General features: G+C 30.0%; 9 protein-coding genes and 1 tRNA gene. 8 read left to right on the forward strand and 2 right to left on the reverse strand.

What is annotated here, in order from left to right:
- Window positions 1-234 precede the first annotated feature (234 nt).
- Window positions 235-654, reverse strand: coding sequence for a hypothetical protein (locus tag AB1Z17_RS04090; protein ID WP_368050521.1), 420 nt, complete (start codon window positions 652-654; stop codon window positions 235-237).
- Between the two features lie 300 nt (window positions 655-954).
- Here AB1Z17_RS04090 and gltB point away from each other — a divergent pair, with 300 nt between their 5' ends.
- The 4 genes from gltB to AB1Z17_RS04110 all read left to right on the forward strand — a co-directional run bounded on the left by gltB (window position 955) and on the right by AB1Z17_RS04110 (window position 8,261).
- Window positions 955-5,466, forward strand: coding sequence for a glutamate synthase large subunit (gene gltB, locus AB1Z17_RS04095; RefSeq protein WP_368050522.1), 4,512 nt, complete (start codon window positions 955-957; stop codon window positions 5,464-5,466).
- A gap of 5 nt (window positions 5,467-5,471) precedes the next feature.
- The gene (locus AB1Z17_RS04100; protein WP_368050523.1) at window positions 5,472-6,932 is read left to right on the forward strand and encodes a glutamate synthase subunit beta; all 1,461 of its coding nucleotides are present in this window, start codon (window positions 5,472-5,474) and stop codon (window positions 6,930-6,932) included.
- A gap of 227 nt (window positions 6,933-7,159) precedes the next feature.
- Window positions 7,160-7,693 (forward strand): hypothetical protein, encoded by a 534-nt coding sequence (locus tag AB1Z17_RS04105; protein ID WP_368050524.1) that lies wholly within the window; start codon window positions 7,160-7,162, stop codon window positions 7,691-7,693.
- 10 nt (window positions 7,694-7,703) lie between these two features.
- Window positions 7,704-8,261, forward strand: a complete 558-nt coding sequence (locus AB1Z17_RS04110) for a PepSY-associated TM helix domain-containing protein (protein WP_368050525.1) — start codon at window positions 7,704-7,706, stop codon at window positions 8,259-8,261.
- 143 nt (window positions 8,262-8,404) lie between these two features.
- On the opposite strand, the gene AB1Z17_RS04115 is transcribed toward AB1Z17_RS04110, so the two are convergent.
- On the reverse strand, window positions 8,405-9,343 hold the full coding sequence (locus tag AB1Z17_RS04115; RefSeq protein ID WP_368050526.1) for a calcium/sodium antiporter: 939 nt from the start codon (window positions 9,341-9,343) through the stop codon (window positions 8,405-8,407).
- A 147-nt stretch (window positions 9,344-9,490) separates the two neighbouring features.
- Here AB1Z17_RS04115 and AB1Z17_RS04120 point away from each other — a divergent pair, with 147 nt between their 5' ends.
- From AB1Z17_RS04120 to AB1Z17_RS04135, 4 genes are all read left to right on the forward strand, one after another.
- A complete protein-coding gene (locus AB1Z17_RS04120; RefSeq protein WP_368050527.1) occupies window positions 9,491-9,853 on the forward strand; it encodes a BlaI/MecI/CopY family transcriptional regulator in 363 nt (120 codons plus the stop codon).
- Window positions 9,854-9,984: 131 nt separating this feature from the next.
- Complete coding sequence (locus tag AB1Z17_RS04125) at window positions 9,985-11,550, forward strand: M56 family metallopeptidase (protein WP_368050528.1); 1,566 nt, start codon at window positions 9,985-9,987, stop codon at window positions 11,548-11,550.
- A gap of 552 nt (window positions 11,551-12,102) precedes the next feature.
- Window positions 12,103-12,252 carry an SsrA-binding protein gene (locus AB1Z17_RS04130; protein ID WP_368050529.1) on the forward strand — a complete coding sequence of 50 codons (150 nt, stop codon included), beginning with the start codon at window positions 12,103-12,105 and terminating at the stop codon, window positions 12,250-12,252.
- A gap of 35 nt (window positions 12,253-12,287) precedes the next feature.
- A tRNA-Arg gene (locus AB1Z17_RS04135) sits at window positions 12,288-12,361 on the forward strand.
- Window positions 12,362-12,439: the final 78 nt, after the last annotated feature.

The following is a 12,439-nucleotide window of genomic DNA, read 5'->3' on the forward strand; positions in this document are numbered from 1 at the left end:
CCTTTACAAAGCCACTCCAATTAATACCAAATTTTTTGTCTGCCCCATCGGACTGACTGTAACCTAAGTTTGTTAATGCAATTGATGCTATTAACAATACCAATAGTTGTTTTTTCATAAATATAAGTTTGGTTAATTTATTAGAGTATTAAAAAAATAATTTTTAACCCTTACAATATGAAAAGAAATAGGTTTTAAATAAAATTAAATATATATTTATGTTAACTAGTATAGCTAATCTTTAAAACGCTCCCATCTTATTAGCATATATTTATCACCTAACTCAGTAACAATAACTCCAGCACCAATTAAGTTTTTGTTTTCAGAAAAGTATTTTGCCAATTCCTGAGCATTTAAAATTTTGTAAGTTGAATGATATTCAAAGCTATAAGGACGTTTGATATTATATTTTTTTACCCAATTAATAATGCTTACGTGCGAAATTCCTAAAATACGCTCAATTTCTCTATAACTTAACCCTTCCAAATATAATTGTAAAGCTTTATTTACATAATAAGAGTCTATTTGTTTACCAATTTTATTTACGGTAAAATAATAGTTGCACTTTTTACACTTATAACGTTGTCTTTCTTTTACTATTCCGCTCTTAACATAACTTTTAGAACCACAATTTGGGCAGCATTCAATGTTCATATATATTAATTTTGCATAAATATACCTTTTTAGCGTAATATTTCAAATTTTAAAATTTTTATTTTTTTTAAATTTAAATGAAGGTAAAAACACAAACCTGACGTTTTTATAAAATTTACTTCATTATAAAGAAAATTAAACTTAACAATTTCTTAATATTTAAAGCTTAAAAAGTGATTTTAATTATTTTCAACGTTTGATTTGTTTTATTATGATAATTACAACGTTTTCGTATATATAAAATATTTAAAAGCCTTTTTTGTCTATTTTTGTAACTATTCGATAATAATAATTTTTTATATGATAAAACAAGGATTATACTTGCCAGAATTTGAACATGAGAACTGTGGAGCTGGTTTTATTTGTAATTTAAAAGGACAAAAAACAAATCAAATTATACATGATGCACTTGAGATTTTAGTTAAACTTGAACATCGTGGAGGAGTGAGCTCAGATGGTAAAACTGGAGATGGCGCTGGTCTATTAATTGATATTCCACATAAGTATTTTCAAAGAGTTTGTGATTTTGAGTTACCGAAGCAAAGAGACTATGCTGTAGGAATGGTATTTTTCCCTAAAAACAACAATCAATATAGGTTTTGTAAAGAAACATTTGAACAAGAACTTATAAACCAAGGATTAAAAATATTAGGATGGAGAAGTGTTCCCGTTGATTCCTCACAGCTGGGTGAAATAGCTTTAAATTCTGAACCAACTATAGAACAAGTTTTTATTGGTAAAGGCACTATTATAAAAGAACTTAATTTTAAAGCAAAGTTGTATGCTGCTCGTAAAATAGCAGAACATACAATTGCGGCTTCTAAAATGTCCGAAGCTTCCTATTTTTACGTTTCAAGTTTATCAAACACTACCTTAATATATAAAGGTATCATAATGCCAGAAGATATTGGTCCTTATTATACCGATTTACAACAGCCAGATTTGGTAACCAGACTTGCCCTTGTTCATCAACGTTTTTCAACAAACACAATGCCTTCTTGGGAGTTAGCACAACCTTTTAGATTTATGTGTCAGAATGGAGAAATTAATACGTTAAGAGGTAATGTTAGTAGAATGCGCGTGCGAGAAGAAATTATGAGAAGCAAACTCTTTGGAGACGATATAGATAGATTATTTCCTATTATTTTACCAGGAAAATCGGATTCTGCATCTATGGATATGGTTGTTGAATTACTTTCTTTAAGCGGAAGATCTTTGCCAGAAGTTATGATGATGCTCATTCCTGAAGCTTGGGAGAAACATGAAACTATGTCTGATGAACGTAAAGCTTTTTATGAATACAACGCCTGTTTAATGGAACCTTGGGATGGACCAGCATCAGTTCCTTTTACTGATGGTGATTATATTGGCGCATTGTTAGATAGAAATGGGTTGCGACCTTCAAGATATACCGTTACCAAAAGTGGAAAATTAATTATGTCTTCGGAAATTGGAGTTGTTGATATTGCTCCAGAAGATGTTGAAAAACATGGTAGATTAGAACCAGGAAAAATGTTCTTGGTTGATATGAATGAAGGAAGAATTATTAATGATGAAGAAATAAAAGCAAAAATTGTTTCTGAAAGACCTTATAAAGAATGGTTAGATGAAACAAGAATTGACTTAAAAGATGTTCCTAACACAAACGAAGATTGTCCAATTGAAACCTTAGATATTAAAACGCGTTCTCGTTTATACAATTATACTATTGAAGATATTCAAGAGGTAATAACACCAATGGCTCAAAAAGGTAAAGAAGCTTTAGGATCTATGGGGATCGATACACCTTTAGCTGTTTTATCAGACCGACCACAGCTTATTTCTAATTATTTTAAACAATTATTCGCTCAAGTTACCAATCCACCATTAGATGGAATTAGAGAAGAAATTGTTACAGATATTAGTCTTGCTTTGGGAAAAGACAGAAATATTTTCAGTATTACTAAACGGCAATGTAAAAAATTGAGGATTCAAAATCCTGTGATTTCAAACAATGATTTAGAAAAAATAAGAAATATTAAAATTGGTAGAGATTTTAAAGCTATTACCATAGCAATGTTATACCAAAAAGAGAAAGGGGTTAATGGCTTAGAAGATGCTTTAGAAGCTATAATTAAGCAAGTTTCTAAAGCTGTAGATGCTAGAAATAATATAATTATTTTATCCGATAGAGGTGCGAATGAAGAAATGGCTCCTATTCCGGCGTTATTGGCTTGTTCTTTTGTACATCACGAATTAAATAGGTTGCGCAAACGTTCTTATTTTGATATTGTAATTGAATCTGCTGAACCACGTGAACCACATCAATTTGCAACTTTATTTGGTTATGGAGCAAGTGCCATTAATCCGTATATGGTTAATGAAATTATTCGTTTACAAGTAAAAGAAGGTTTTATAACAGGATTGGATGAACAAAAAGCTGTTGATAATTTTAACAAAGCAATTGGTAAAGGAATTTTAAAAATCATGAATAAAATTGGAATCTCGACATTACATTCTTACCGAGGTTCGCAAATTTTTGAAATTGTTGGTTTCAACTCTAAATTTGTTGAAAAATATTTCCCTTTTACAGCTTCGAGAATTGAAGGTGTTGGTTTGTATGAAATTGAAAAAGAAATTTCTGCGCGTTACAATTATGCATATCCTAAAACACTTATAAAGAACAGGTTAGGTTTAAATATTGGAGGTCATTATCGTTGGAGAAGAGGCGGAGAAAGACATATGTTTAATCCAACTACCGTTGCTAAATTACAGCAAGCGGTTCGATTAAGCGATCAGGATAGTTATAATGTGTATGCTAAAGCTGTAAACGAACAATCGGAACATTTAATGACAATTAGAGGTTTGTTCGAGTTTAATAATTACGATCCTATTTCAATTGATGAAGTTGAACCTTGGACTGATATTGTAAAACGTTTTAAAACTGGAGCAATGTCTTATGGCTCAATTTCCAGAGAAGCGCACGAAAATCTTGCTATTGCAATGAATCGTATTGGAGGGAAATCCAATTCAGGTGAAGGAGGAGAGGATAGAAGACGTTTTCAAAAAGATATTAATGGTGACAGTAGAAACTCTGCTATTAAGCAGGTAGCTTCAGGTCGTTTTGGAGTTACTTCGCATTATTTAACAAATGCTGAAGAGATTCAGATTAAAATGGCGCAAGGAGCTAAACCTGGTGAAGGTGGTCAATTACCTGGTGAAAAAGTCTTACCATGGATTGCAGAAGCAAGAAATTCAACTCCTTTTGTTGGGTTAATTTCTCCTCCTCCGCATCACGATATTTATTCAATTGAAGATTTAGCTCAATTAATTTTTGATCTGAAAAATGCCAATAGAGAAGCTCGAATTAATGTGAAATTAGTTTCAGAAGTTGGAGTTGGTACCATTGCAGCTGGTGTTGCAAAAGCAAAAGCAGATGTGGTTTTAATTGCGGGTTACGATGGTGGAACTGGGGCTTCTCCATTAACATCATTAAAACACGCAGGTTTACCTTGGGAATTAGGTTTGGCCGAAGCACAACAAACCTTAGTTTTAAACAATTTAAGAAGTAGAATTGTTGTAGAATGTGACGGACAATTAAAGACTGGTCGAGATGTTGCCATAGCTGCACTTTTAGGTGCTGAAGAATTTGGTTTTGCAACTGCTCCTTTAGTTGCTTCTGGATGTATTATGATGCGTAAATGTCATTTAAATACCTGTCCTGTTGGTATTGCAACTCAAGATAAAGAATTGCGTAAAAACTTTAAAGGTACACCAGAACACGTAATTAATTTCTTCTATTATGTTGCAGAAGAGTTAAGAGCAATTATGGCACAACTTGGTTTTAGAACAATGGATGAAATGATTGGTCAAACTCAAAAAATTGATTCAAATAAGGCAATTAAACATTATAAGGCAAAAGGTTTAGATTTATCTTCAATTTTATACAGACCAAAAGGTTATAGTAAAATGCCTTTAAAAAATACTGAAAAACAAGATCACGAATTAGAAAATGTTTTAGATTTTAAATTGTTAAAAGATTCACATAGAGCAATTTATAGAAAAGAAAAAACTATTTTAAATTATCCAATAACAAATATAAATCGTTCTACAGGTGCAATTGTAAGTAACGAAATATCTAAAATATATGGTCATTTAGGGTTGCCTGAAGATACTTTAAATATAAACTTTACAGGATCCGCCGGGCAAAGTTTTGGGGCATTTGGAGCGTCAGGATTAACCTTTACGATAGATGGAAATACAAATGATTATTTAGGAAAAGGTTTATCTGGAGCAAAACTAATCATTAAAAAACCTGAAAAAGCTGATTTTATAGCTGAAGACAATATTATAATTGGTAACGTTTGTTTATTTGGTGCTGTTAAGGGTGAAGCTTATATAAACGGTATCGCAGGAGAACGTTTTGCAGTTAGAAACTCTGGAGCAACAGCTGTTGTAGAAGGAGTTGGTGATCACTGTTGTGAATATATGACAGGGGGTAAAGTTGTTGTATTAGGTGGTACTGGTAGAAATTTTGCTGCTGGTATGAGCGGTGGTATTGCTTATGTTTACAATCCAAAAGATACATTTACAAACGGGTTGTGTAATACAGAAACTATTGAGTTTGAGCAAATAGAAAAAGAAGATGCTGCTGAATTAAAAGCTCTTATTGAAAAACACGTATTATATACAAACAGTACCAGAGGTAAAGAATTATTAAAAGATTGGGAAAACAGTTTAGGCAACTTTGTAAAAGTTATGCCTATTGAATATAAACGTGCATTAAAACGTTTAGAAACTGAAGAACCAATGGTTGAAGAATTAACAGCATAAGAATTATGGGAAAAGTAACAGGATTTAAAGAATTCGAAAGAAAAGACGAAACATATAAGCCAGTTAAAGAACGTGTAACTCATTATAGCGAGTTTACACAACCATTAGACCAGGCTGAAATTACAAAACAAGGATCAAGATGTATGGATTGCGGAATTCCATTTTGTCATAGTGGTTGTCCACTTGGGAATTTAATTCCAGATTTTAACCATATGGTACATCAAGGTGAATGGAAAAAAGCTTCTTGGATATTACATTCAACAAATAATTTTCCTGAATTTACAGGAAGGTTATGTCCTGCTCCGTGCGAGCAAGCCTGTGTGTTAGGTATCATTGACGATCCTGTTTCAATAGAAAATATTGAAAAAAGTATTGTTGAAAGAGCATTTAAAGAAGGTTGGATACTTCCTCAAATTCCAAATAAAAGGACTGATAAAAAAATTGCTGTTGTAGGTTCAGGCCCGGCAGGATTAGCAGCTGCTCAGCAATTAAACAGAGCAGGACATAACGTAACTGTTTTTGAAAGAGATGATAGAGTGGGTGGTTTATTACGTTATGGAATTCCTAATTTTAAACTAGAAAAAGGGATTATAGATCGAAGAATAGACATTCTTCAAAAAGAAGGTATAGTATTTAAAACCAATGTTCATGTTGGTGTTAATTATTCTGTTGAAAAGTTGAAAAACTTTGATGCCATTGTTTTATGCGGTGGAGCTTCTCAAAAAAGAGGTTTGCCAATTAAAGGTGGAGATCATAAAGATGTTGTGCAAGCTATGGATTTTTTAACCCAACAAACTAAAGTTGTTTTTGGTGAAAAAATAAAAGATCAAGTATTCGCTACGGATAAAAATGTAATTGTAATTGGAGGTGGAGATACAGGTTCAGATTGTGTTGGAACTTCAAATCGTCACGGAGCAAAATCTGTAACAAATTTTGAAATTATGCCAAAACCTCCTGGTCAAAGAAGTCCTTCTACACCTTGGCCTTATTGGCCTTTACAGTTAAAAACATCTTCTTCACATAAAGAAGGTTGCGATAGAAACTGGCTAATTAATACAAAGGAATTTATTACAAACGAAAAAGGTGAATTAACAGCTTTAAAAACTATAAATGTAGAATGGAAAATGGTTCCAGGTCAAAGACCAGAATTAATTGAAATTGAAGGAACTGAAAAAACATGGCCTTGTGACTTAGCTTTATTAGCTTTAGGTTTTACGGGACCAGAAGCTACTTTAAGTGATCAATTGGGAATTGAAACCGATTTTAGAAGTAATTACAAAGCAACTACCAAAGATTACCAAACTAATATTCCTAATATATTTACAGCAGGAGATATGCGTAGAGGTCAAAGTTTAATAGTTTGGGCAATTTCAGAAGGAAGAGAAGCTGCTAGGAAAGTTGATGAATTTTTGACGGGTTATAGTAATTTGCCTACAAAAGGAGATGGTGATTTACCAGCTATGTAGCTAAATGTAGTAATTTTTTTTGAACAACTTTAAAACCGTCTTTTCTAAAATAAAGGTGGTTTTTTTATTTGCAATAAGTTAAACTGCTGTAAATTAACCTTATAAAGCAACTTAAGTAACACAACTATTTTACTTATACTGATTTTAATCATATAATTTAATATTAAACAATTTTAAATTAGTGGTCGTATTTTCAAATACGCTTAATTAATTCAAAAAATATAGGAATGAAAAAAATTTTATTAGTATTGGCAGTTGGTATCTTTACTTTTTCTTGTAAATCAGATAAAAAAGTAGAAGTCCAAAATGAAGAAAAAACTGTGGAAGTTATAGAAACTCCAATGGTAACATTAGGTGAATTTGGCACAAAAGCTGGTGAATTTATAGGAAAAGAGATTCAAGTAACTGGTATTGTTGACCACGTTTGTAAACATGGTGGAAAAAAGATTTTATTAGTAACTGATGAAGGCGATGCTCATGTAGTTTCTGACGAACGCTTTGATGAAGCTTTAATGGGAAGTGAAATTAAATTAGTTGGAGTTGTTCTAGAAGAAAGAATAGATGAAGGGTATCTTTTAAAAATGGAAGAAGATAATATTAAAAGTCATTCCGAAGGAGCTTCAAACGATGAGCAATTTAATACCAAAAAGAAACACCTTCAAGAATACAGAGATAAAATGAAAAAGGAAGGAATTGATCATATTTCGAATTATTCCTTACAATATGTTTCACACAAGGAAGTAGCTGTAGTTACAGAATAAATATTGTTAGATGAAACAATTGCGTAAATGGAGTAGGATACTTCATAGAGATATTGGCTATTTTTTTATTGGAACTACTTTAATTTATGGCTTATCGGGTATTGCTTTAAATCATATGAGTGATTGGAACCCTAATTATTCTGTTGAAGTTAATAACTTTTCTACAGCTATTAATTTAGAAAAAAGTAATACTATTAAAGAAAATGTATTAAAATTATTAGATGAAGTAGATAAACGAGAAAATTATAAAAAACACTATTATAGAAACGAAAATCAATTAAAAATATTTTTAAAAGGTGGCTCTTCCATTGTAGTAAATGTAAGTAATGGAAAGGGGTATGCTGAATATTTGAAAAAGCGACCAGTTTTTTATGAGGTAAATTATCTTCATTACAATCCAAACAAAATTTGGATGTGGTTTTCAGATATTTTTGCAGGAGCTCTAATATTATTTGCAATTACCTCCTTTTTTATGGTAAAAGGTAAAAAAGGAATTACAGGAAGAGGTGGTATTTATGCTGCATTAGGGATTTTATTTCCAATACTTTTTCTAATATTTTATTTGTAATAACGACTAGTTTTAAGATAAAAAATATTGTGCTAAATAGCTTTGCTTTATTGTAAATAAAGCAAAGCTATCTTTTTATAAGATAAATACTGTACCCATCGGCTTCATTCTTAAATAGTTAAATACTGTGTTTTTTGCTATTTCTAAGCAATCATTTTATAAATAAAACCACCATATAAAGCAATTAAAATAAGACCTTCTTTCCAACTTAATTTCATTCTAACTGGCGCAAATACTAAAGGGAAAATTAATAATGAAATACCAAGCATCCAATAAATATCACTAGTTAATAATCCTTGATCCTTTACTGTAATAGGTGTAATTATAGAAGTCAAACCTAAAACAGCTAAAATATTAAAGACATTGGATCCTATTAAATTTCCTAAAGAGATTGCTTTTTCCTTTTTTAATATTGCAATAACAGAAGCAGCTAATTCCGGAATACTTGTACCAATAGATACAATTGTAATTCCAATTACACGCTCGCTAACATTAAATTTAGTTGCCATGCCAATAGCACCTTCAATTAATAATTCAGAACCACCCCAAAGAGCAACACCTCCAATTGTTAAAAATAATACATTTTTATAGAGCTGTAATTCTACATCATCTTCAGGTAATTCATCAACAACAGCAGGTTTTTTTTGAAACCTTAATAAATATATTAGAAATACAATTAGCATGGAGAATAAAATAACACCTTCATACCTAACCAAAACACCGTCAAAAGCAATAAAGCCGTAAAGTAAGAATGATGCTATAATCATAACTGGCCAATCGGTTTTGTAAAAACTCTTTTCAACGCTAATTGTTGAAATTAAAATAGTTATGGCTAGCACTAATCCTAAATTAGCAATATTTGAACCAATTACATTTCCTAATGCAAGATCAGCATGGCCATCTAAAGCAGATTTGATACTTACAATTAATTCTGGCGCGGAAGTAGCAAATGAAACAACTGTCATACCAATTATAATTTTTGGTATTTGCAACCTTAAAGAAAAGCCCACAGCAGATTTTAACAGCCAATTTCCTCCTAGAATTAATAAAACCAAGCCAATTGCTATAAACAGTAAATTCATAAAAAAATATTTGTGCAAATATAATAGAATTATAATCGTATTAAATGAAGTTTTAAAAATTTCAAAACTTAAAGTTTAGTTAAATAACTATTTTTTTAGTTGTGTAACTATAAAAATAGTTTATATTTGATTTCAAATTAATTATAAATGGAAAAACTCACCAACAAAGAAGAAGAAATTATGCAAGTTTTATGGAAGCTTGAAAAAGCCTTCGTAAAGGATGTTGTAGCAGATTTACCAAAGCCAAAACCGCATTACAATACTGTTTCTACAGTAATTAGAAAAATGGAAGACAAAGGTTTTGTTAAACACGAAACTTTCGGTAATACGCATAGGTATGCTCCAAATATTTCAAAAGAAGATTATAGAAAAAAATATTTTTCTAACGCAATTAATAATTATTTTGAAAATTCTTATAAAAATGTGGTTTCATTTTTTGCTAAAGAAGAAAAAATAAGTGTTGAAGAATTAAAAGAGATTATTAAAATTATTGAAAATAAAAAAGATTAGGTATGGACTTTCTTTTAAAATCAAGTGGTTTGGTGGTAATACTCTTGTTGTTTTATCAATTTGTATTACAAAAGGAGCCCTACTTTAAATCTATTCGATATTATTTTTTAGTCGGACTTATAATTGCACTAATGCTGCCATTAATAGAAATACCAATTTATGTAGATGCAATAACTTCAACGGTTAATTCTTTAGCTTTAAGTGAAGGAAATTTAAACAATGCTGTTGAAATTTATAAAATAGACTGGACACAAATTTTAATTGGGGTTTATGGGCTAGGTGTACTTTTCTTTAGTATTAAATTTTTCATTCAAATAGCATCCTTAATTCGTTTAATTAGAACACACACTTTAAGAAAAATGGGAGCCTATTATTTTGTTGAAACAACTAAGAACACTTCACCATTTTCATTTTTCAATATAATTATTTACAATAAAAATCAATTTTCAGAAAATGAACTTTTACTTATAATTAATCATGAAAAAGCACATGCAGCCCAATGGCACTCGGTTGATACTATTTTAACACATTTATTGGTAATATGTTTATGGTTTAATCCGTTTGTTTGGCTTTATAAAAAGGCTGTACAACAAAACTTAGAGTTTTTAGCAGATAGATTTGCATTAGAATTTGCAGAAAATAAAAAACAATATCAAATTACATTATTAAAAACTTGCTATACAAACTATTGTCCGGAAATAACAAACAATTTTTACAATTCATTAATTAAAAAACGTATTATTATGTTACAAAAAAATCAATATCAAAATAAAAAACAGTGGAAATTCGCATTATTAGTTCCTGTTTTAGTTGCTTTTATCGCAGTTTTTAATACTAAAACAATAGCTCAGGAAAAAAAACTTTTGAAGATTGAAAACGTAGATAAACTTGAAGTTAAATTACAATTGGATAAGGATTCTAAGGATGAAACGTTAAAAAAGGAAGCAGCTTTTTTTAAAAAGGAATTTGATGCAGATATTTTGTTTAAAGGCATAAAAAGGAATAGTAAAAATGAGATTATTGCAATTAAAATAACTTCAAAATATAAATCGAATTCAACGGTTTTTATGAGAAAAAGTGATGAGCCTATTTCACCTATAATTATTTCTTATAATTCTGAAATTGATAAAATTAATATTGGAGACGCCATTGAAGAAGTGGAAGAAGATATCCATTTTATGCATAAAAAAAACATTGGGAAAATTAAAGAAAAGAAAAATGTCTGGGTTTCCAAAAAGGATAACGACACGATTTCAGTAAACGGCAACGTGATTATTTTACATAAAGATGATGATAACCATTTGGAAGTGGAAGTAATTGAAATAGGAGACAACAAAGAAGATTATAAGGTTAAAGTGAACAGTGTTTTTATTTCTGATGATGATGAAAAAACAACGTTAATTTTAGAAGATGACTCAGATGAAGCAATAGATGCAAGTGAACATGTCTATATTATTAAAAGTGATGAAAAAGGGAAAAAAGACAAAGTTGTAAAATCACAAAAGATAATTAAGTTCAACTCTTCAAAGGAACAACCGTTGTATGTTTTAGATAAAAAAGAAATTACGGCAAAAGAAATGGAAAGTATAGAACCAAACACTATTAAAGCAGTAAATGTTTTAAAAGGTGAAGCTGCTATTGAAAAATATGGAGAAAAAGGTAAAAATGGTGTTATAGTAATTACACTGAAAGAATAATTTAGCGCAAGTTTTAAAACCTCTTTTCTAAGTTTTAGAAAAGAGGTTTTTTTTTATTAAAAAAATTGAAATCATTCTTTTGGTAACTTGAGATCATATAAACCCCTTAACATTTAAGTTTGGGTTGAAAAAGTAGCTTTACTTACTTACAAAATTGTTTTAATATCTAAATATTAATTGTTAATTGAAACTAATTTGTAGTAATAGAATAAAAATGATAAACTAAAAGCATATTCTAGTTTATAATTGAAAGGTATTTATATAAATAGTGTTGTAAATTGTTGCAAGTAACTTAATAATCTTCATATCTTCTTTTAACAATTAATCCACACACCATTTATTAACCTTAAAATAAAGATTTATGCTATCAATTTTTGTATTTTTAACAGCTTTAATAATGTCTATTATTAATTATTTATTTAACCTATAAAGCATTATTAAAACAACTATTTTTAGAGGATTTATGCTAAAGAAGTTTTAAATTCATTTAAAAATCAACTAAGAAGCTTTCCCACTATTTTGTGGGATTTCTTTTTTATGTACTTTTGCATTATGAAAAAACAACTTTTTAAATTGGTTGCTAAAATGAATAAGGTTTTATTTCCTAGTTTTACAAAAAAAAGATTGGATATGGCAAATGCTAAAAAGTGGCAGCTAGCAATTATTGGTTGGCGTTATTTTGTTACAAAAAATAGTTTGTAAATAATTAAAAAGTACTATATTTGCACCCGCAAAAAGGCCTCGTGGCGCAACTGAATAGCGCACTTGATTACGGCTCAAGAGGTTACAGGATTGAATCCTGTCGAGGTCACACTGAATATCAAGCTCTTATAGAAATATAAGAGCTTTTTTATTCTTAATGTCACACGCTATCATCTATTTAAGTTAG

Source organism: Lutibacter sp. (assembly GCF_040883305.1).
Lineage (GTDB): Bacteria > Bacteroidota > Bacteroidia > Flavobacteriales > Flavobacteriaceae > Lutibacter.

Bases quoted from the DNA above. Each gene is read 5' to 3' on its own strand.
- AB1Z17_RS04125 (WP_368050528.1), top strand. From the start codon at position 9,985: ATGCTGCCATTAATAGAAATACCAATTTATGTAGATGCAATAACTTCA.
- AB1Z17_RS04100 (WP_368050523.1), top strand. From the start codon at position 5,472: ATGGGAAAAGTAACAGGATTTAAAGAATTCGAAAGAAAAGACGAAACA.
- AB1Z17_RS04090 (WP_368050521.1), bottom strand. From the start codon at position 654: ATGAACATTGAATGCTGCCCAAATTGTGGTTCTAAAAGTTATGTTAAG.
- AB1Z17_RS04115 (WP_368050526.1), bottom strand. From the start codon at position 9,343: ATGAATTTACTGTTTATAGCAATTGGCTTGGTTTTATTAATTCTAGGA.
- AB1Z17_RS04110 (WP_368050525.1), top strand. From the start codon at position 7,704: ATGAAACAATTGCGTAAATGGAGTAGGATACTTCATAGAGATATTGGC.
- gltB (WP_368050522.1), top strand. From the start codon at position 955: ATGATAAAACAAGGATTATACTTGCCAGAATTTGAACATGAGAACTGT.
- AB1Z17_RS04120 (WP_368050527.1), top strand. From the start codon at position 9,491: ATGGAAAAACTCACCAACAAAGAAGAAGAAATTATGCAAGTTTTATGG.
- AB1Z17_RS04105 (WP_368050524.1), top strand. From the start codon at position 7,160: ATGAAAAAAATTTTATTAGTATTGGCAGTTGGTATCTTTACTTTTTCT.
- AB1Z17_RS04130 (WP_368050529.1), top strand. From the start codon at position 12,103: ATGAAAAAACAACTTTTTAAATTGGTTGCTAAAATGAATAAGGTTTTA.